Below are 18,341 nucleotides of genomic sequence, written 5' to 3'. Positions count from 1 at the left end.
GACGACGGCGGGGAGCTCCCGTTGAAGGTGTGCACTTTCGCCTTGACCCTGAGGTGAAAGCGATGATTCTCGACTACGCCGATCGGTTCGATGTTCCGACGTGGGCGATCGTCGAGGCGGCAATGAAGGCTGCGAAGCCTGGCCCCAACGGCGTTCCCGAGGGCTGGGATCTTCCCGAGCCGCCCGCCGCTCCCATGCTCGACCTTCCCGAGGAGGCGTCGACGAAAGCCGCATAAACGAGCGAGCCCCCCGCCTCTGCGAGACGGGGGGCCGAAGCTGAGTGCCTGATCTATTGAGTTTGGCGACCGAGAGATCAAGCAGTTCCAACAAAGTCCGGTAGGCAACCGGGGCTTTGTAGTACCCACCGGGCAAGCCCGAAAGGTGGTGCCATCATAACCCCCAGCGCTAGCGCTGCGCAGTATTCGCGCGCAGATTTTTGGGCCTTGACTCTCGCCATCAGCCCGCGCCCACGAATTCGGGTCGCCATGGCCGACGCTTACGGCGTTGTTTTGAATCGCTACCTAGACCGGGAGCTGCGCGATCGCGCACCTGAGCGGCCGTGGGCGATGTATCTCTCCGGCACCGATCAGCGGTTCCGGTTCCTCGCGTTCGACCTCGACGCTCACGGCGACGCTGCCGCGCCGCTGCGCGACCTCGACGTGCTCACCGGCCACCTGGTCGACGCCGGTATCCCCTACCTCGTGTGCGAGTCCGGTCCTGCCGGCGGTCGGCATGTGTGGGTCGGCCTGGCTGAGTCGGTCGACGCGGCCACCGTGGCCACGCTCAATCGCCTCGTGAAGCACCTGTGCCCGAGCCTTGACCTCTCGCCGCTGTCGAACCCCGTCACCGGCTGTGTACGGCCCCCAGGAGCGCCGCACCGTGACGGAGGCGTGTCGACACCCCTCACGGGCGCGCTGGACGTCCTGACGGCCCCCCAGACGCCCGCAGCGGCAATCCGCGGCCTCGTCACCCGTCTCGCTGCGCTCGTCGTCGACGATGCCGAGCCCGCCGACCCCGAGCAGGAGCGGCCCAGTGGCCCGCTGCCGGTCGATCAGCACCGCCGGCTGTACCTGCCCGGTCGACGTCGCGAGCTGCCCGCAGTCAGCGCCGCAGCGCTGCGCGAGCTGCCCGCCGGGGCTGACGCCTCCGCGCAGCTCTGGCGCGTCCTGATCGGAGCCGCCTCCGCACGCTGGCACCACGCCGACGTCGCCGCCCTCGTCGACGACGCGGAGGGCCTAGAGCACGTCCGCACGCGCACGAGTCCCCGCGGCCGCACGCCGCGGCCGCGGCGTGAACAGGCCGCGATCCTCGCCCGCCAGTGGGACAAGGCCGTGCGCTACGTCGCCACCAGCTCACGCCAGATCGGGGACGATCCCACGTTCGATCGTCGCGCCGACCGGATCGCCGCGCACGTGCGCGACGTCCAGGAGCGCGCCGACACCGCCGCCGGCCGCTGGACCCGCGGCGGTGGCCCCGCCGATCGCCGCATCCTCGACGTCCTGTGCGTCATCGCCCTGCATGCCCTCAGAGGCACCGTGGAGGCCGACACCCGCCGCCTGGCCCTCCTTGCCGGCGTCGGGCGTGAGACGGCTCGTACGGCGTTGCTGCGCCTGGCCGAGGACGGGTGGATCGCCCACGCCGCCGCGGCCGAGGGGCCGCGCGGGGCTCAGTGGACGATTGACCCGAGGAACGTTCTCCACAGCACCTCAGATCACGCCCGGTCACAAGCGGACCCGCGCCCCCCAGGGGCCGGGGCCGCTGAGAGAACCCAGCTCCTCGCAACGATCACCGCCCGCATGACAGATGTCGCGCACGACTTGTTCACCTCAACCCGCCCCGCGCTGGGACACCTCGCCGGGAACATCTACGCACGCACTGACCACTCCCCCGCCACCCTTGACGACCTCGCCCGCACCATCGGCGCCGGCCTCGTTCGCACAGCCCGTCTCCTCGATCGCCTCGCGTACGCCGGCATCGTCGAGCCGACGTCGGCCGGATGGGTGCGCAGCTCGCGCAGCACCGTCGACGCCGCGGCCGAGCGCTTCGCGATCGCGGGACGTCTCGACGCCCGCGCAGCTCGCTACCGCGTCGAGCGCGAGGTGTGGGCGTGGTGGAAGGCCGAGGAGACGTGGATGCACGCACCCCGTCGACCGGACGCGAGCCGTCGACCGGCGCGCGGGCACCTCTCCCTCGTCCCCGAGGACGGCACGCACTCTTACGGCCCGCACCCGCGCCGCGGTGACGGCCGACTCGACTTCGCGGAAGCCCGCCGCATCGTCGAGCACGAGCGCGCCGGCACCGCCGCGCGACAAAGCGCCCCTGAGCGCGTCGACGGAGATCTCCGCTCGAGTAATTTCGTCGAGCCCGCGGCCACCGTCGAGCCCGTGGAGCTCGACGACACCGACCGGATGCTGGCCCGACTGCTGGGAGCGGTCCGCATCGCCTGACGGCGGGGCGACGGTGCCCGTCGCTTGCGAGCCGCCGGCTCGCTGACGGAGCCGGCTACGCCGGCCAGCAAGAGCCTTCGGCCCCGGTTTTTGCCGTGAAGCCTTCGGCGGCTCCCTCCGCTGCGCTGCGGTCGTAGCTACCTCCGGGCTCCGTTCAAGTGGCTACGCCACCGGCTCCCCCGAGACTTTCGGCACGCGGTCGCTGCGCTCCCTCATTTCGCGCCGAAACGCTCTCCTCCCCCGCCCTTCGGGTTGCACTGCACCCTCCGGTTGCTAAGGCGGAAAACCGCCTTCACGGCAAAAAACGTGGAGGGGATGAGCAGGGAATTATCCCTAATAGCGGCGAAAGGTTCCGAACATGGCACGCACCGTCAAGAGCACCAAGACCCCCGAGCAGCGTCGCGCCGAGGCCGACGAGCTGCAAGCCAAGATCGCGGATCAGGTCGAGGCGCTGCGCGAGTCCGAGGCGTGGGCGCGGTTCCTGGACTTCACCAAGGCATTCCACCGCTACAGCATCAACAACCTGTTGTTGATCTTCGGTCAGTGCCCCGAGGCGTCCCACGTCGCCGGTTACCGGACGTGGCAGAAGCTCAACCGCCAGGTGCGCAAGGGCGAACGCGGCATCCGCATCTACGGCGGTCGCGACGTGCGCGAGACGGTCGAGAACCCCACCACCGGCCAGGAGGAGGAGCAGCGCCGCACGATGTTCTTCCCGGTGTCCGTGTTCGACATGGGGCAAACCGACCTCATCGACCCCGAGGCGGGCGACCCCGCCGAGATTGCCCGCCCCCTCACCGGCGAGGACACCGCCGGGATTCTCGACGCCGTAACGGACTACCTCACCGGGCAGGGCTGGACGGTCGAGCGCGAGAGCATCGCGGGCGGCGCGCAGGGATACACCGACCCCGAGACGCGCCGCGTCGTGCTGGACTCCGACCTCTCCCCCGCCCAGGCCGCGAAGACCGCCCTTCACGAGGCCGCTCACGTCCTGCTGCACGCCGAGGAAGATCACGCCGAGTACGTCGAGCACCGCGGCATCAAGGAGACCGAAGCCGAGAGCGTCGCCTACGTCGTCGCCGGGATTCTCGGACTCGACACCAGCGGCTACAGCGTCGGCTACGTCGCCGGGTGGAGCAAGTGCGACGCCGAGACGATCAAGGCCACCGCCGCCAACGTCCGACGCGCAGCTCACTCCCTGGCCGACGCGCTCACCGAGCAGCCCGAGGCCGCAGCCGTCGCCGCCTAAGCCGTCAATACCCCTATTAGCTCCACAAGCTCCGAGGAGGACACCATGAGCGCGGATATCCTGTTCGACCTGGCCGAGTTCGAGCGCGAGGCCGTGGCCGCGACCGCGTGGGACGGCGCGCCGCTGACCTACACGACGAGCTACTACAGCCCCGCCGAGCTGGATGCAGCGTTCGACCGCTACCGCGCCGAGTTCGGTCACTTCGGATGCGTCCCCCGCTCGCACATGTGGAACCGCAACGAATGGAACGCGGGCGCGCGCGCCGTCACCGACGACGGCCACGAGCTGCACACCTTCCACGCCGACACGAGCTGTCGGCAGGCCGACCACGACCACAGCGCCGCCCCGCTCCCCAAGGGCGGCGGGTATCTCGTGATCTGCCCCGGTTGCGCCTGGCACGTCATCACCGACGACGAAAACGCCGGGATCGAGGCATGGCACGACCACGCCATGCCGGGGTGGCGATCCCTGCCCGTCATGCCGCAGCTCACCAGCGACCCCACCGATGAGAAGAAGGCCCGCGCCGCCGCCGCGAAGTGGTGCGCGAAGAACTACCCCGCCGAGTGGCAGCGCCCCGGCTCCCCCGTTCGTACCGTGCGCGGCCCCTATGGGGGCCGACACGTCGAAGCCCGCTCCCCGTTCGGCGGGTACGACCTCGCCGTCGACCACTGACACCGAAGGAGAACCCCCGTGGACGCCCTCACCCCCGCCGCCGTGGCCGAGCTGCTGGAAGACCTCGCGCAGCTCCTCCCGTTCCCGACGTTCGTCTATACCGACATGGGCGCGGAGAGCTGGACCCCTCAGGTGTATTTCGGGCCGCTCGACGAGTCGAGCGGCCTCCCCGCCCACCGCGCCGGGATCGACGCCGACACCGTGCGCCCCGTGTGGTGGATCGACCTCGACACCGGAATGCGAACGATCCTCCTCGACGAGGTGACCCCCGACGACGTGTGCAACGTCGCCGCCCGGATCGCGGCCGAGTACCCCGAACACCGCCAATAAACCTATTCCCCCCATTGACGCCATTAGCGACAGGAGAACACATCATGCGACTGACCTTCCCGGACGGATCGGCCCTCGACGTCGAGCCCATCGGCACGACCAGCAAGGGCGCGCCCGTCGTAGACGACGACACCGCGTTGCAGATCGCGGAAGCCTGGCAGGACGTCCAGGGCATCGACGAGTACCGCGGATGGACCGCACCCGACGACGACAGCCAGCCCGTGCCGTACATCTTCGGCCGGGTCGCGCCCGGTTCCATGACCCGCGTGACGTTCGACGAATGGCCCGTGATCTACGACCCCGCCGCAGGCTTTGACGGCGAGAGCAGCGCCTACAGCCTCCACGCCTTCCCCTACGAGCTGGACATATGCGAATGAGCACGAGCGGCCCCCACGGGGGCCGCTCCCCCGTCCCCGGCATCCCGAGGCTAGGCACCACCACGGCGGCCGGCAGCGGACGGAGCCGCCGCCGGCTAACGGACGGTCGGACGGAGCCGACCGACTGTAAGGGCCTGACGGCCCGTTGTTTTGCCGTGAAGCCTTCGGCAGCATCCGGTCGATCGGGCTCCACGCAAGCCCCCGCTGACGCGGGGGCCGGCTCCTCTGAGACTTTCGGCACGCGGTCGCTGCGCTCCCTCACATCGCGCCGAAACTCTCTCCCCCACCGCCCTCCGGGTTGCGCTCCACCCGCTCTCCCTCCGCGGCACATTCGTGCCTTCACGGCAGAACAACGAGAAGGAGAGAACCCATGAGCACCAGCACCTACAGCCGCGGGGACGCGATCACGCTGGACGAGCGCCCCGGCGTCGTCATCGAGGACCTGGGCCGCGGAAACCTCCGCGTCTCGACCTTCCCCGGTCAGGAATCACTCATCGGGGATCGTCACTCGGGCCTGTCCCCCGTCGTGCGCGACTCGGCGGTGTGGGTCGAGCGCATCCGCGAGATTCGCGCCTACTTCGGCATCCCCACCGAGGGCGACCGCGAGCCGTGGCGCAGCCGCCGGAACCCCGAGCTGCGCGCCAAGACCCCCGACGCCTTCCCCGAGGTGATCTTGACATGGGGCGTCGACTACCGGCCCCGCACCCACTGACCATAACCCCCAATTAGCTCCATTAGCGCCAATAACCCCAAACCCGGAGGACACCATGACCGCCATTCAGGAACTCACCCCGACCACGCACCCCGCCGTGTGGGCGCTCCTCGCGCTCGGAGACGACGCCCCCGAGCGTCTTTGGGTCCGTGGCAACGCCGACGCGCTCACGGCCCGCCAGGCCGTCGCCCTGACCGGATGCCGCGCGAGCACCGCCTACGGCGAGCACGTCGGCGGCGAGCTGGCCGCGGACCTCGCCAAGACGCACACCATCGTCACGGGCGGCGCGTACGGCATCGACGCCCAAGCCGCCTACGCCACCCTCAACAGCAGCGGAACCGGCGTCATCGTGGCCGCGGGCGGCGTCAACCGCGTACACCCCCAGGGGCACCGCGAGCTGGCCGCACGCATCATCGAGACGGGCGGCGCGATCGTCAGCGAGGTCGAGCCTGACGAAGCCCCTAACCGCTATCGGTTCGCGCGCCGCCAGCGTCTCGTCGCGGCCCTGTCGGCGGGATCGGTGATCGTCGAGGCTGGGTGGCGCAGCGGGTCGCTCAGCGTGGCGACGTGGGCGCGTGAGCTGGGCCGTCCGGTCGGAGCCCTCCCCGACCCCCTGACGAGCGTGACCAGCTCGGGAACCCACCAGCTCATCCGCGGCGGGGCAACCCTCATCACGTCGGCCGACGATGTGCGCCAGATGCTCGTCTGAGCAGATCGGGGGCGGCGCTGCGCGCCGCCCCTCCCCCGCGATCCGTTCTCGAGAATCGGAAACGCCGTCAACACCCCTAATGCCTCTAATGACTCCGAGGGCAGCGAACGACCACCGCGGCCGGCAGCGGACGGAGCCGCCGCCGGCTGATCGACGGCCGGACGGAGCCGGCCGACTGCAAGGGCCTTCGGCCCGTTCTTTTGCCGTGAAGCCTTCGGCAGCGTACGGTCGGCCAACCTGCGCGCCAGTGCTTTCGCGGCATATCCTCCCTCGCTGCGCTCAGTCCGGTATTCCACGGTCACTGGCACTCCGGCCGTCCTCCCTAGCGGCGAATGAATTCGCCTTCACGGCAAAAAACGAGGGGATGGGAGGATCACGAAATGGACAAGCTGACCGTTTACACGACGGGTCCGAGCTGTGGGAAGTGCTCGATGACGAAGCTCATGCTGAAAGGCAAGGGCATCCCGTTTGTCGAGGTGGATATCACCCAGAACCCCGCCGCGCGCGAGTACGTCACTGAGGAGCTGGGCTACACGATGGCCCCGGTCGTCGTCGTCGACGATGACGATCACTGGTGCGACATGCGACCCGATCAGATCGACCGCGTGGCGAAGTTGTTCGCCGCCTGACCACCCCGAGCCAATACCCCTATTAGCTACATCACCCCTATTGGAGGAACCTTGACCGCCAACAACCTGACCCCCTACGACACCGGCGACCGCTTGGAGCCGCAGCTCTGGCCGCTCGGAGAAGACCCCGACAGCTACGGGCGCGTGGACTTCGACAACGACGAGAGCGCCACCGTCCTGACGGCCTACGTCGAGCGCGAGGGCGACGGCTACGCGATGCACGTTCAGGGCATGGCCGAGCCCCTGAGCCTCGTCGTCGACGGGGGAGGGCGCGTGGTCCCGGTCAGCGCCGAGCTGGTCGAGGGCATCGACGAGCTGCTGGACATGGCCCGCCGTGGCCGCGACGACTTCGAGCACCAGGACCGCTACGGCGACTACACCGCCGAGGATCGCGCCGCCGCCGATCGCCGTTGGCTGCTGGCCGAGGCTGTGGCGAACCTGTTGCGCGGAGAAGCCGAGAAGGTTTGACGCTAATAACTCCATTGACTACAATAGAGTTAATTCCAACACGAGGAGGAAGAAATGTCGATCGAAAGCATCACCGTCACCCGTCTGGCCGATCTTCGGTTCGGGGATCGGGTCAAGAGCTGCGACGGGCGTCCGTACAGCCCGGTTCGCGTAGTGCAGTACGAGCTGGCCCCCATCGAGGCGGGTTCCGCCGTGCGGGGGTTCGCCTGGAAAACCCTTACCCCACCAGCCCCGTCGAGCACGTTTGGTATCCGTCGCAAATGGATGGACACGTCTTGGAGGTTGACCGATACGTCAGTTAGGCGCTAATACCGTTATTAGATGCAACGCCGCCAATACACCCACGCACCACTAGCAGAAGGAGAAAGACCATGAGCTACATCACCCGCACCGGCAACCTGGCCGAGACGCCGACGCTCCGACAGGGGGAGCGCGGCCCGTACGCCTACGCACGAGTCATCGTGACCGACCGCATCAGGCAGGACGACGGCAGCTACGTCGACGGCGCGCCGATCGGATACGACGTCGCCGTGAGCGGCAGCGAGGCCGTCAACCTCGTCGACGCCGCCGAGGCATCCGGGAACATCCGTGTCACGTTCGCGGGCCGCTACCGCGTCACTGAGTACAAGGGCGAGAACGGCACCCGTGTTCAGCACCAGGTGAACGCCGACGAGGTGAGCGTAAGCCTTCGAGGTCAGCGCGTCCGCGTTGAGAAGGGCACCGCCGGCACGGAGGCCGGCTCCGAGGCCAGCTACGGCGACGACACCCCGTTCTGAGCGAACAGGAGAGGGGGCGCGGCGCGCCCCCCTCTCAGTCCTCCCCAGAACCTAATACCGGTAATAGAGTCTTTCCCGTCAACGGAGGTAATTTCATGGCCGCTCTCATCCTCGCCCTCTGCAACCAGAAGGGCGGCGTCGGCAAGAGCACAACGACATTCCAGCTCGCCCGCGCCGCGGTCCTCGCCGGTCGCCGCGTGCTGGCCGTCGACAACGACCCACAAGGCAACCTCACGAGCAACATCACCGCCGACGAGGTGGAGGCCGATCAGGTCGGCCTAGCCGACGTTCTCAGCACCCGAGCGGGGGAGACGCTGCGCGACGTCATCGTGCCCGGTGTCTGGCCTGGCCTCGACGTCGTGCCGACGACGGGCCGCACGCTGAGCGAGGTTCGCGACGAACTCGTGATCGCCGGGGTCGGCCGCGAAGCCCGCTTGCGCGAGGCCCTGGCCCCCGTCGTCGACGACTACGACCTGATCCTGATCGACTCCGCGCCCTCGCTCGACCAGCTCACGATCAACGCACTGTCGGCCGCGGATGCCGCGGTGATCGTCACCCACACGAAGAAATGGAGCCTCGACGGACTCGGGCAGCTCCTCGACACCGTGGAGAACGTGCGCGCGTACTCCAACCCCTCGCTGCGCGTGGCCGGGGTGATCGTCAACCAGCACGAGGAACGCACCGTAGGCGGGGCTCAGTGGCTCGACGCGCTGCGCGAAGCAGCCGAAGGCCGCGGCCTCAGGATCATCGGACAGCCCATCCCCAAGCGCGTCGTGATCGCAGACGCTACCGAGGCCGCACGCGGCCTCGACGAGTGGGGCAGCGCAGAAGCAACCGCACTCGGCGCGATCTACGCCGAGCACCTCACCGAAATTGAAGGAGCGCACTCATGAGCCGTCCTGCCCCCCGCAAATCCAGCCTGTCGGGTCAAAGCATCTTCACGCCTCCCGCCGCAGAAGCGCCCCACGAGGCCCCCGCAGCCGCTCCCGCCCCCAGCGTGCCCGCCGAGGCGTCTCAGGGCCGCACAGCGGCGCAGGGAGCCGCGCAGACAGCATCCGGCAAGAAGCCGCCGAAGATCTCGATCTACCAGCACCCGGAGGACTCGGGACGTACCCGCGCCGCGGTGCTTGCCCTACAGCGCTACGAGGGGTCGATGACCCTGACGAAGTTCGCGAACGAAGCGATCCTCGAGAAGGTCGCACGAGTGGAGGAGCAGTACAACGGCGGCAAGCCGTTCGATCCAATCGGGACCGGTGAACTGCCGGTGGGCCGGCGCATGGGGGAGTGACCGCCGCACATACTCGTTGGAACCATCCGCCCCGCGGACGCCACGACAGCCGACGTCGAAGCTCACTCGCTGGCGGAGGCGCACGAGGCGCTGCGCGCCGCCGCGCCTGACGGGTTCGAGCTCGTGAAGGCATCCGTTCACATGTCGAGCGGAACAACGCTCCTCGCCGCCGCGGGGGAGTTCTCCCGCCGCGACGGGGCGAAGGAGATTGAGGCGCCCGACATGGAGGCCATGCGAGCGGCAGTCCCGGAGGGATGGACGCTGCTACACGTGCGCCGCGGCTGACACCGCGGCACAGGCCAGATCTACTTTCGGTTGCTCGTCGACGGCCCCACGGCTTTGACGTACTCGCTCCACGTGCACTCCACCGCCAGGCGCATCGCGTCCTCAGGGAAGTACCCGATGAGCTGACGCTGCGCCGGGTCGTGATCGAAGGTCACCGAGCGCAGCAGCTTGCGCCCGTGCACCTCGACAACGCGGACGATCGCTATCCGCTTGCTCTTGTCGAAGATGAACCACACCCCCGGCTCAGGGGAGCGCTGTAGCTGCGACATGGGCGACCACACTTGCACCATGCGCGGCCCCCTACGCCTCGTTGACGGTCACGAACCGTTGATCCCGCCACCGGGCACGCCCGCCGAAATGATGACGCGGTGCAGCCGCTCCGTGGCCGTTTTGAGCGACGTCGCCCAGCCGAGCAGTTCACCGCCGACTACCTCGACCCGGTAGCGCGGCCCGTCGTCCGTGCGGCGCAGCTCGATCGTCCCGGCGACCTGATCGCGAGCGTTGAGCATCACCCAGTGAGCGGGTGACGTCTCGCGGGCGAGGAGCTGGGGATGCCGGCGGGGACCGTCGTCACGCATTGCGCCAGTATCGAATATGTGTTCGATTGTCGCAAGTTTGTCGGTGGAGAGCAGTATTTCGGGAGGCAGTATTCGCACCACGGCTTGGTGGGCTCCATGTTGACCAGGTGATGATCGTGTCCGCCGGTTACGCCTGCTCGGGCAATGCTCGGATCGCCCGTTCGATCTGGGACGTGGTTGGTGCCCCAGCGAACCCGTTCTCCGTTGTGTAGACGCGGCACGCAAGTGCCTGTACAGGAGATGTCGGGAATAGGTCGACGCCGTCGGCCAGGAGCGTGGGCGATCCTCCGAACCCGAGGCTTGCCGCTTCGGCCTCGGTGTGGATCGTCACCAGCTCGACGGCGACGCCCCCGAGCCCGAGAGCGTCGAGCGCCGCGCGTGCGTTGGCTTCGGCGATGTCCGTGTTGGGGCAGTCGACGATGTGCAGCAATTCCACTTTCACGAGGCGCTTTCCGTTCTCTCGCTGTTGGTCATCGTGCGAGCGTTCGGCAGGAGGAGGTTCAGGCAGACGAGTCCGACCCCAATCACGACGAAGACGTCGGCGACGTTCCCGACGAAGAGGTCGCCGTAGGCGAGGAAGTCGGTGACGTGGCCGCGGCCGAACGCGGGCGGGTTCATGATTCGGTCGATGAGGTTGCCGACCGCGCCGCCGAGGACCAGCCCCAGCGCGAGGCCCCAGCGGGCACCGCGCAGCCGAATGGCGAAGATGACCACCGCGGCGGAGGCGAGTACGCCGATGAGGGTGATGATCCAGGTGGCCCCGGAGCCGAGCGAGAACGCGGCTCCGGGGTTGTAGACCAGGGACAGGCCGAACAGGTCCCCGACCAGCGGGATCCGTTCCCCCGGGGCCAGCTGTGCCACGGCGAGGGCCTTCGAGGCCTGGTCGAGCACCACAGCGAGCACGGCCACGACCAAGGTGAAGCCAAGGGCTCTCCTCGCCTGCGGCCGTGGGCCCGTACGGTCTTCGCCGACTGTCGCGGCGACGTCCTGCACGGTCACGCGATGGTCTTCCGGGTCCGGGCGGCGCGCAGACCGTTGAGGATCACGACGACCTCGGCGATCTCGTGCACGAGCACCACGGCGGCGAGGCCGAGGACGCCGAAGAGGGCGAGCGGGAGCAGGGCGCTGATGATCAGCAGCGACAGGATGATGTTCTGGTTGATGATGTGCCGTCCGCGGCGGGCGTGGTCGAACGCGCGCGGCAGCAGCCGCAGGTCGTGGCCGGTGAAGGCCACGTCGGCGGACTCGATCGCGGCATCGGAGCCGGTCGCGCCCATCGCGATGCCGATATCGGCAGCGGCCAGGGCGGGGGCGTCGTTGATGCCGTCGCCGATCATCGCGACCGAGCCCTTCGCACCGAGCTCTGCGATCGCAGCGGCCTTGTCCTCCGGGCGCAGTTCGGCGCGGACGTCCTCGATCCCCGCTTGGGCGGCGAGGGCGCGGGCGGTGCGAGCGTTGTCGCCGGTGAGCATCGTGACCCCGATGCCCTGCGCGGCGAGGGTACGGACGACCTCGGGGACCTCCGGGCGCAGCTCGTCGCGGACGCCGATCGCGGCGACCGGCTCGCCGTCGCGGTGGACGATCACGACCGTCATGCCCTGCTCCTCCAGCCCCGCGACCTGGTCGCCGAGGAATCCGGCGTCGAGCCAACGCGGGCTGCCGACCGTGATCCGCGCGCCGTCGAGCTCGCCTTCGATGCCGTGACCTGCCTGCTCGGTCACGCCCTCGGCTGCAGGGGCCTCAGGCGCTGCAGCGGTGATCGCGGCCGCGAGGGGGTGGGTGCTGTGCTGCTCCAACGACGCCGCCCACGCCAGCGCCTGCGCCTCGGTCACGCCGTCGGCGGTGAGCACCGCGGTGACGGCGGGCTCGTTGCGGGTCAGGGTGCCGGTCTTGTCGACCGCGACGTGGCGGATCACGCCGAACCGCTCGAACACGGCCCCGGACTTGATGATCACGCCGAACTTGCTCGCCGACCCGATGGCGGCCACCACGGTCAGCGGGACCGAGATCGCCAGCGCGCAGGGCGATGCCGCGACCAGCACGACGAGTGCGCGGGTGATCCACAGCTCCGGGTCGCCGAGCAGCGACCCGATGATCGCGACGAGAGCGGCGAGGATCAGCACGCCGGGCACGAGCGGGCGGGCAATGCGGTCGGCGAGACGGGCGCGGTCTCCCTTCTCCGCCTGCGCCTTCTCCACCAGGTCGACGATCGTGGTCAGCGAGTTGTCCGTGCCGGCCGCGGTCGTCTCGACCTCCAGCGCCCCCGCGGTGTTGATCGCACCCGCCGACACGGCATCGCCGGGCTCGACCTCGACCGGGATCGACTCCCCCGTGATCGCGGACGTATCCAGGCTGGAACGTCCCGTGCGGACGACGCCGTCGGTCGCGATCCGCTCGCCCGGCCGCACCAGCATCAACTGACCGACAGCCAGGTCCTTCGCGGCGACCTCCACCGAGACGCCGTCGCGGCGGACGGTCGCGGTCTCCGGGACGAGCTCGAGCAGCGCCCGGAGCCCGCCGCGAGCACGGTCCATCGCCTTGTCCTCCAGCGCCTCGGCGATCGAGTACAGGAACGCCAGGGCGGCGGCCTCCTCGACGTAGCCGAGGATCACCGCGCCGACGGCGCTGATGGTCATCAGCAGGCCGATGCCGAGCTTGCCCTTGAACAGCTTCCGGATCGCGCCCGGGGTGAACGTCGACGCGCCCAGCAGCAGACCGATCCAGAACGCCACCAGTGCCGGGATCTCCATCCCGGACCACTCCAGCGCCAGGCCGGTGAGGAAGGCGACGCCGGAGAAGACCGGGACCATGATCCCGCGGTCCCGCCACCAGGGGCGCTCCGCCTCCTCGGCTTCATCGCCTATGACAGTCTCGGGCTCGTCGTGCTCGCAGCCGCACGCCGCGCTCACTCGCCTGCTCCCGTCCCGCAGCAGCCCGGCACGGTGCACGAAGAGTCCACGCAGGGAGCGTGCTCGTCGACAGCAAGCGTCACGTCCACCAGTGCGGTGAGCGCCGCCGCGAGGTGCGGGTCGGCGATCTCGTAGCGCGTCTGCCGCCCCTCAGGCTCGGCGACCACGATGCCGCAGTCGCGCAGACAGGTCAGGTGGTTCGAGACGTTCGAGCGGGTCAGCTCCAACTCGCGCGACAGCACGGCCGGATAGCTCGGGCCGCCGAGCAAGGTCATCAGGATCCGGGAACGCGTCGGGTCCGCCATGGCCCGGCCGAGCCGGTTCATGACGTCGAGGCGAGAAGCAATAGTCAGCATGCACTGATTATACAGTGCTTGCTGAACTTACGAGGCAAGGAGGCTGTCGACGGAGAGACGAGGTCCCGGGGACAGGGCGAGTTCAACCGGTCGATGCAACACCGGGCTGTTGAAGCGAGGATAGCTGCTCGGCGAACACCTCCGCCGGGGTGCGCCAGCCGAGGATCTTCCGGGGCCGGTTGTTGAGCGCGAGAGCGACCGCTTCGAGGTCCTCGGCCGACCACCGCGACAGGTCGGTGCCCTTCGGGAAGTACTGCCGCAGCAGCCCGTTGGTGTTCTCGTTCGTCGGGCGCTGCCAGGGCGAGTGCGGGTCGGCGAAGAACACTCTCGTGCCGGTATCGAGGGTGAGCTGCGCATGCCCGGAGAGTTCCTTCCCACGATCCCAGGTGAGGGTCTGGCGCAACTGGACGGGCAGCGTGGTGAGCGACGCGGCCAGTGCGGCGTTCATCGCGAGAGCGCCGTAACCACCGAGCGCGGGCCCGTTCTTCACCACGGGCTGCTCGCCCCAGCCCTCCAGCCGGGGCAGTTGCACCAGCATCGTGGACCGGCTGGAACGCTCGATGAGCGTCCCGATCGCCGAGCGACCGGTGCCGATGATCAGGTCGCCCTCCCAGTGCCCGGGAACCGCGCGGTCGGCAGCCTCGGCGGGACGCTCGGAGAGCACGACGTCCGCGGTGACATGCCCCTGCGGCTTGTTCCGCGACCGTTCCCGCGGCTGACGCAGCGCTCGCCCGGTGCGCAGGCAGGCCACCAGCTCGCGCTTGAGCGCGCCGCGGCCCTCGATGAACAGCGACTGGTAGATCGCCTCGGGGCTGATGCGCATGGACTCATCATCGGGGAAGTCGATCTTCAGCCGGTGGGAGATCTGCTCCGGGCTCCATGCCAGCGACCAGCACCTGTCCGCCCGATGCGGCTTGTTCAACCCCTTCCAGGGCGGCGGCGTCGGCCCTTCGACCGCGGTGCCGTCGGGCCGGCGCACCTTCCCCGCGAGACGGTCCTGCACGTACTCACGCAGCGCGTCGTTCACGACCAGCTTCGCGACCTTCGGTCGCTTCGCCGACTCCTGCGCCTTCCACTGCGCCACCAACGCCCGATACTCCGACTTCCCGCTCCTCGTCGCCGCGTTCCGCCGCAGCTCCCGGGAGATCGTTCCCGGATCCCGGCCCAGCTCACGCGCGATCTCGCGCACGCCCTTGCCCTTCGCGCGCATGAGTGCGATCTCCTCGCGTTCTTCGAAGGACAGGTATCGGCCCGACGGTTCGGTCAGACTCAGCGGCGTCATGCCGCCAGCGTGGCGAAACCAGCGCATCCCGACCGGCACGGACACGCCCACCGCGATCGCAGCTTCCGCGGACGTGATGCCCGTCGCGATCAGCCGCCAGAACTGTCGCTGCACCGCCTTCGAGGGCGCAGGCCGTCCGGGCGAACGCATCGGCGGCCTGAGAGCCCGATCCGCGCGCCACTGCCGACGAACCCCCTCGGGCGCATCGCCGGTCTTCGCAACCCAGTCTTTCGTCGCCACCGCTCACCTCCGCTGTCAAGGTGTTGCGACGACCGATTGAATCCGCCCAGTGCACGGCAATCGGAGTCGCTCAGACGAGTTCGCTGACCAACTGTTCGATGCGGGTGCGGATCTCGTCGCGGATCGGACGGACGGCGTCGATGCCCTGCCCGGCCGGGTCGTCGAGCTTCCAGTCCTCGTAGCGCTTGCCGGGGAAGAACGGGCACGCATCGCCGCAGCCCATGGTGATGACGACGTCGGAGGCCTGCACCGCTTCGGTGGTGAGGACCTTGGGCAGGCGAGAGTACCGATCGAGCAGCATCGCGACCGTGCTCGTCAACGGGTCGGGAATATACCCCCCGGGGGTGTACTTGTGGAGGGCAACGGACTGCCTGCGCCTTTGAGCGTGTGACGCGCAGACACGTTGAAACGGAAGGAGACCCCGTGAATGAGCACGACCACGGCGTACACCACGGACACACCGCGGTAACGGACCCGGCGTCAGCGCACAACGACCACACGGCAGATGGGGCCCCGGCTGGGGGGATGTCGGACCATGGGCACGCTGACCACGGTGGTCACGCCGGCCACGGCGACCATGTGGCGAAGTTTCGCCGGCTGTTTTGGATCATGCTCGTCCTCGCGGTGCCCGTGGTCGGGTTCTCGATGATGTTCTCGATGCTCATTGGGTACGCGCTCCCGGATGCGGGGTGGGTGCGGTGGGTTTCACCCGTCCTGGGGACGGTGATGTACGCGTGGGGCGGTGCGCCCTTCCTGTCCGGGGCGGTCAGCGAGCTGCGTGCCCGCAAGCCGGGCATGATGCTGCTGATCGCTCTCGCGATCACCGTCGCGTTCATTGCGTCCTGGCATGCGAGTTTGGGCTTGGTTGATCACCAGCTGGACTTCTGGTGGGAGTTGGCGCTGCTGATTGTGATCATGCTGCTGGGTCACTGGATCGAGATGCGTTCCCTCGCTCAGACCACCTCGGCGTTGGACTCGCTGGCGGCGTTGCTGCCTGATGAGGCGGAGAAGGTAGACGGGGACACCACGGTCACCGTCGCTCCTGCCGATTTGCGTGTGGGGGACACCGTCGTTGTGCGACCCGGTGGGCGCGTGCCCGCGGACGGGCGAATCGTTCAGGGCTCGGCGAGCATGGACGAGTCGATGATCACCGGGGAATCCCGCCCCGTGCGTCGGAATGACGGCGACCAAGTCGTGGCCGGCACGGTTGCCACCGACTCCGGTATCCGCCTGGAAGTCACCGCGGTGGGCGAGGACACAGCCCTCGCCGGCATCAGAAAGCTGGTCACCGACGCGCAGAACTCTTCTTCCCGCGCGCAGCGGCTGGCCGACCGCGCGGCGGCATGGCTGTTCTGGTTCGCGTTGGGTGCAGGCGTTATCACCGCGCTGGTCTGGGCGCTGCTGGGTTCCCCCGATGACGCGGTGATCCGCACCATCACCGTGCTGGTGATCGCGTGCCCGCACGCTCTGGGCCTGGCAATTCCGTTGGTGGTGTCGATCGCGACGGAGCGCGCGGCACGTGCGGGTGTCCTGGTGAAAGACCGCCTCGCGCTGGAGAGCATGCGAACGGTCAACACCGTCTTGTTCGATAAGACCGGAACTCTCACCCGGGGAGCTCCCGCCGTCACCGCCGTCCAACCGACCGATTCTTTCCAGGAGGACGACCTGTTGGCTTTGGCGGCCGCCGCGGAAACCGATTCGGAGCACCCGTTGGCCCGCGCGATCGTCAACGCCGCGAAAGCGAAGCAGCTCCCCATCGCCTCCGCCACCGATTTTGAATCCTCACCCGCAGTGGGCGTTCGTGCCCGGGTGGATGGTCGCGTCGTACAGGTAGGTGGGCCGAACCTGCTGGACCGAGAAGGGGGACGCGAGCTGCCTGTCGCAGATGCGTGGCGAGAGGACGGCGCGATCATCCTGCACGTGCTCGTTGACGGAACGGTCGCTGGGGCTTTGCGTCTTGCCGATGAGGTGCGACCTGAATCCCGCGCGGCGGTCGACGCGCTACATCAGCGGGATGTGCAGGTCGTCATGATCACCGGTGACGCCGAAGCTGTCGCCGCGGCCGTCGCCGCCGACCTCGGCATCGATCGATTCTTCGCTGGCGTGCGCCCGGAAGACAAGGCGTCCAAGGTCAAAGAGCTGCAAAACGAGGGCCGCCGTGTTGCCATGGTCGGTGACGGGGTGAACGATGCTCCCGCTCTCGCTCAGGCGGACGTGGGAATCGCTATCGGTGCCGGCACGGACGTGGCGATCGCGTCGGCGGGTGTGATCCTGGCCAGCGACGACCCGCGCTCGGTGCTGTCGGTCATCGAGTTGTCCAGGGCCAGCTACCGCAAGATGAAGCAGAACCTGTGGTGGGCGGCCGGGTACAACCTGCTCTCCGTGCCGTTGGCTGCTGGGGTATTGGCACCCATCGGGTTCATCCTGCCGATGTCGGTGGGGGCGATCTTGATGTCGTTGTCCACGATCGTCGTCGCGCTCAACGCGCAGCTCTTGCGACGGCTCGACCTCAGCCCGCAAGCCGTCGCCGCGAAGTAGTTTCGCCGCGCCCGCAACCCCCCGGATCATCCCCGTCGCCCGCTCCTATCGTGGCGGGCGCCGGGGAAGGTCCCCGGGAAAGGACCAGCAATCATGACTGCTGTTGACCAGATGCTCACCACTCACCCCAAGGCCGGATCCATCGACGCTCAGGACGTCCTCGCCCGCTGTATCCAGGCGTGCATCGAGTGTGAGCAGACCTGCACCGCGTGTGCCGACGCGTGCCTGTCGGAGGACCTGGTGGCCGAGTTGGTGACGTGCATCACCAAAAACGCCAACTGCGCCGACGTCTGCGCCGCGACCGGCGCGGTGCTTTCTCGACAGACGACCGTGGACCTCGAGGTGGTTCGAGCTGTGGTGGAGGCGTGCCGCACTGCATGTGCCGTGTGTGCAGAGGAGTGCGAGCAGCACGCCGATATGCACGAGCACTGCCGGGTGTGCGCCGAGGCATGCCGCCGCTGCGAGCAGGCGTGCAGCGACCTTCTCGCGACGTTATGAG

At 68.6% G+C, this 18,341-nt stretch carries 23 protein-coding genes and 1 pseudogene; 16 read left to right on the top strand and 8 right to left on the bottom strand.

The features are described 5' to 3' along the window. The first annotated feature begins 62 nt into the window (after positions 1–62). The 14 genes from ABC271_RS17565 (at position 63) to ABC271_RS17500 (ending at position 9,939) form a co-directional block, all read left to right on the top strand. Positions 63–236 (top strand): hypothetical protein, encoded by a 174-nt coding sequence (locus tag ABC271_RS17565; RefSeq protein ID WP_412926198.1) that lies wholly within the window; start codon positions 63–65, stop codon positions 234–236. 249 nt (positions 237–485) lie between these two features. Further along, positions 486–2,447 (top strand): hypothetical protein, encoded by a 1,962-nt coding sequence (locus ABC271_RS17560; protein WP_412926197.1) that lies wholly within the window; start codon positions 486–488, stop codon positions 2,445–2,447. A 358-nt stretch (positions 2,448–2,805) separates the two neighbouring features. After that, positions 2,806–3,693 (top strand): ArdC-like ssDNA-binding domain-containing protein, encoded by an 888-nt coding sequence (locus tag ABC271_RS17555; RefSeq protein ID WP_230005435.1) that lies wholly within the window; start codon positions 2,806–2,808, stop codon positions 3,691–3,693. 45 nt (positions 3,694–3,738) lie between these two features. Next, positions 3,739–4,365 carry a DUF6349 family protein gene (locus ABC271_RS17550; protein ID WP_230005434.1) on the top strand — a complete coding sequence of 209 codons (627 nt, stop codon included), beginning with the start codon at positions 3,739–3,741 and terminating at the stop codon, positions 4,363–4,365. An 18-nt stretch (positions 4,366–4,383) separates the two neighbouring features. Then, entirely contained in the window at positions 4,384–4,695 is a 312-nt protein-coding gene (locus ABC271_RS17545; RefSeq protein WP_230005433.1) for a hypothetical protein, read from the top strand. A gap of 44 nt (positions 4,696–4,739) precedes the next feature. Continuing rightward, on the top strand, positions 4,740–5,072 hold the full coding sequence (locus ABC271_RS17540; RefSeq protein WP_230005432.1) for a hypothetical protein: 333 nt from the start codon (positions 4,740–4,742) through the stop codon (positions 5,070–5,072). A gap of 370 nt (positions 5,073–5,442) precedes the next feature. Next, positions 5,443–5,784 carry a hypothetical protein gene (locus tag ABC271_RS17535; RefSeq protein ID WP_230005431.1) on the top strand — a complete coding sequence of 114 codons (342 nt, stop codon included), beginning with the start codon at positions 5,443–5,445 and terminating at the stop codon, positions 5,782–5,784. A gap of 55 nt (positions 5,785–5,839) precedes the next feature. Next, entirely contained in the window at positions 5,840–6,493 is a 654-nt protein-coding gene (gene dprA, locus ABC271_RS17530) for a DNA-processing protein DprA (protein WP_412926196.1), read from the top strand. Positions 6,494–6,873: 380 nt separating this feature from the next. Then, positions 6,874–7,122, top strand: a complete 249-nt coding sequence (locus ABC271_RS17525) for a glutaredoxin family protein (protein ID WP_230005429.1) — start codon at positions 6,874–6,876, stop codon at positions 7,120–7,122. 51 nt (positions 7,123–7,173) lie between these two features. Continuing rightward, complete coding sequence (locus tag ABC271_RS17520; protein ID WP_230005428.1) at positions 7,174–7,590, top strand: hypothetical protein; 417 nt, start codon at positions 7,174–7,176, stop codon at positions 7,588–7,590. A gap of 371 nt (positions 7,591–7,961) precedes the next feature. Next, a complete protein-coding gene (locus tag ABC271_RS17515; RefSeq protein WP_230005427.1) occupies positions 7,962–8,366 on the top strand; it encodes a single stranded DNA-binding domain-containing protein in 405 nt (134 codons plus the stop codon). 95 nt (positions 8,367–8,461) lie between these two features. Continuing rightward, on the top strand, positions 8,462–9,259 hold the full coding sequence (locus tag ABC271_RS17510) for a ParA family protein (RefSeq protein WP_412926195.1): 798 nt from the start codon (positions 8,462–8,464) through the stop codon (positions 9,257–9,259). Next, entirely contained in the window at positions 9,256–9,654 is a 399-nt protein-coding gene (locus ABC271_RS17505; protein WP_412926194.1) for a ParB family protein, read from the top strand. Before ABC271_RS17510 ends, ABC271_RS17505 begins: the two co-directional genes overlap by 4 nt. A 141-nt stretch (positions 9,655–9,795) precedes the next feature. Beyond that, positions 9,796–9,939 carry a hypothetical protein gene (locus tag ABC271_RS17500; RefSeq protein WP_230005424.1) on the top strand — a complete coding sequence of 48 codons (144 nt, stop codon included), beginning with the start codon at positions 9,796–9,798 and terminating at the stop codon, positions 9,937–9,939. A 20-nt stretch (positions 9,940–9,959) separates the two neighbouring features. Here ABC271_RS17500 and ABC271_RS17495 read toward each other — a convergent pair whose 3' ends face one another. From ABC271_RS17495 to ABC271_RS17460, 8 genes and pseudogenes are all read right to left on the bottom strand, one after another. Then, the gene (locus ABC271_RS17495) at positions 9,960–10,208 is read right to left on the bottom strand and encodes a hypothetical protein (protein ID WP_412926193.1); all 249 of its coding nucleotides are present in this window, start codon (positions 10,206–10,208) and stop codon (positions 9,960–9,962) included. Positions 10,209–10,256: 48 nt separating this feature from the next. Then, positions 10,257–10,517, bottom strand: a complete 261-nt coding sequence (locus tag ABC271_RS17490) for a hypothetical protein (RefSeq protein WP_230005422.1) — start codon at positions 10,515–10,517, stop codon at positions 10,257–10,259. Positions 10,518–10,644: 127 nt separating this feature from the next. Then, on the bottom strand, positions 10,645–10,959 hold the full coding sequence (locus tag ABC271_RS17485; RefSeq protein WP_016465414.1) for a hypothetical protein: 315 nt from the start codon (positions 10,957–10,959) through the stop codon (positions 10,645–10,647). Continuing rightward, positions 10,956–11,516, bottom strand: coding sequence for a signal peptidase II (gene lspA, locus ABC271_RS17480; RefSeq protein WP_016465415.1), 561 nt, complete (start codon positions 11,514–11,516; stop codon positions 10,956–10,958). Before lspA ends, ABC271_RS17485 begins: the two co-directional genes overlap by 4 nt. Beyond that, the gene (locus ABC271_RS17475) at positions 11,513–13,426 is read right to left on the bottom strand and encodes a heavy metal translocating P-type ATPase (protein WP_412926192.1); all 1,914 of its coding nucleotides are present in this window, start codon (positions 13,424–13,426) and stop codon (positions 11,513–11,515) included. The genes lspA and ABC271_RS17475 overlap by 4 nt, the downstream gene beginning before the upstream one ends. Beyond that, the gene (cmtR, locus tag ABC271_RS17470; protein WP_016465417.1) at positions 13,423–13,782 is read right to left on the bottom strand and encodes a Cd(II)/Pb(II)-sensing metalloregulatory transcriptional regulator CmtR; all 360 of its coding nucleotides are present in this window, start codon (positions 13,780–13,782) and stop codon (positions 13,423–13,425) included. The genes ABC271_RS17475 and cmtR overlap by 4 nt, the downstream gene beginning before the upstream one ends. 82 nt (positions 13,783–13,864) lie before the next feature. Further along, positions 13,865–15,214: an IS30 family transposase gene (locus ABC271_RS17465; RefSeq protein ID WP_459564428.1), complete on the bottom strand. Its 1,350-nt coding sequence runs from the start codon at positions 15,212–15,214 to the stop codon at positions 13,865–13,867. Between the two features lie 160 nt (positions 15,215–15,374). Then, positions 15,375–15,581: pseudogene (locus tag ABC271_RS17460) on the bottom strand (arsenate reductase/protein-tyrosine-phosphatase family protein); the annotation flags it as partial. 248 nt (positions 15,582–15,829) lie between these two features. On the opposite strand from ABC271_RS17460, the gene ABC271_RS17455 reads away from it, so the two are divergent. Together ABC271_RS17455 and ABC271_RS17450 are read left to right on the top strand one after the other, a co-directional pair. Beyond that, positions 15,830–17,842, top strand: coding sequence for a heavy metal translocating P-type ATPase (locus tag ABC271_RS17455; protein ID WP_230005442.1), 2,013 nt, complete (start codon positions 15,830–15,832; stop codon positions 17,840–17,842). A 93-nt stretch (positions 17,843–17,935) separates the two neighbouring features. Continuing rightward, positions 17,936–18,340, top strand: coding sequence for a four-helix bundle copper-binding protein (locus ABC271_RS17450; protein WP_230005419.1), 405 nt, complete (start codon positions 17,936–17,938; stop codon positions 18,338–18,340). The last annotated feature ends 1 nt before the right edge of the window (position 18,341 follow it).

The organism is Microbacterium canaveralium, from assembly GCF_047238045.1.
Lineage (GTDB): Bacteria > Actinomycetota > Actinomycetes > Actinomycetales > Microbacteriaceae > Microbacterium.
This window is presented reverse-complemented; position numbering and strand designations above follow the sequence as displayed.

Excerpts from the sequence above, each read along its gene's own strand:
- ABC271_RS17495 (WP_412926193.1), bottom strand. The coding sequence starts at position 10,208 with ATGTCGCAGCTACAGCGCTCCCCTGAGCCGGGGGTGTGGTTCATCTTC.
- ABC271_RS17555 (WP_230005435.1), top strand. The coding sequence starts at position 2,806 with ATGGCACGCACCGTCAAGAGCACCAAGACCCCCGAGCAGCGTCGCGCC.
- ABC271_RS17560 (WP_412926197.1), top strand. The coding sequence starts at position 486 with ATGGCCGACGCTTACGGCGTTGTTTTGAATCGCTACCTAGACCGGGAG.
- ABC271_RS17540 (WP_230005432.1), top strand. The coding sequence starts at position 4,740 with ATGCGACTGACCTTCCCGGACGGATCGGCCCTCGACGTCGAGCCCATC.
- cmtR (WP_016465417.1), bottom strand. The coding sequence starts at position 13,782 with ATGCTGACTATTGCTTCTCGCCTCGACGTCATGAACCGGCTCGGCCGG.
- ABC271_RS17535 (WP_230005431.1), top strand. The coding sequence starts at position 5,443 with ATGAGCACCAGCACCTACAGCCGCGGGGACGCGATCACGCTGGACGAG.
- dprA (WP_412926196.1), top strand. The coding sequence starts at position 5,840 with ATGACCGCCATTCAGGAACTCACCCCGACCACGCACCCCGCCGTGTGG.
- ABC271_RS17490 (WP_230005422.1), bottom strand. The coding sequence starts at position 10,517 with ATGCGTGACGACGGTCCCCGCCGGCATCCCCAGCTCCTCGCCCGCGAG.
- ABC271_RS17455 (WP_230005442.1), top strand. The coding sequence starts at position 15,830 with ATGTCGGACCATGGGCACGCTGACCACGGTGGTCACGCCGGCCACGGC.
- ABC271_RS17550 (WP_230005434.1), top strand. The coding sequence starts at position 3,739 with ATGAGCGCGGATATCCTGTTCGACCTGGCCGAGTTCGAGCGCGAGGCC.
- ABC271_RS17505 (WP_412926194.1), top strand. The coding sequence starts at position 9,256 with ATGAGCCGTCCTGCCCCCCGCAAATCCAGCCTGTCGGGTCAAAGCATC.
- ABC271_RS17500 (WP_230005424.1), top strand. The coding sequence starts at position 9,796 with ATGTCGAGCGGAACAACGCTCCTCGCCGCCGCGGGGGAGTTCTCCCGC.
- ABC271_RS17515 (WP_230005427.1), top strand. The coding sequence starts at position 7,962 with ATGAGCTACATCACCCGCACCGGCAACCTGGCCGAGACGCCGACGCTC.
- ABC271_RS17450 (WP_230005419.1), top strand. The coding sequence starts at position 17,936 with ATGACTGCTGTTGACCAGATGCTCACCACTCACCCCAAGGCCGGATCC.
- ABC271_RS17510 (WP_412926195.1), top strand. The coding sequence starts at position 8,462 with ATGGCCGCTCTCATCCTCGCCCTCTGCAACCAGAAGGGCGGCGTCGGC.
- ABC271_RS17565 (WP_412926198.1), top strand. The coding sequence starts at position 63 with ATGATTCTCGACTACGCCGATCGGTTCGATGTTCCGACGTGGGCGATC.
- ABC271_RS17525 (WP_230005429.1), top strand. The coding sequence starts at position 6,874 with ATGGACAAGCTGACCGTTTACACGACGGGTCCGAGCTGTGGGAAGTGC.
- ABC271_RS17465 (WP_459564428.1), bottom strand. The coding sequence starts at position 15,214 with ATGCGTTCGCCCGGACGGCCTGCGCCCTCGAAGGCGGTGCAGCGACAG.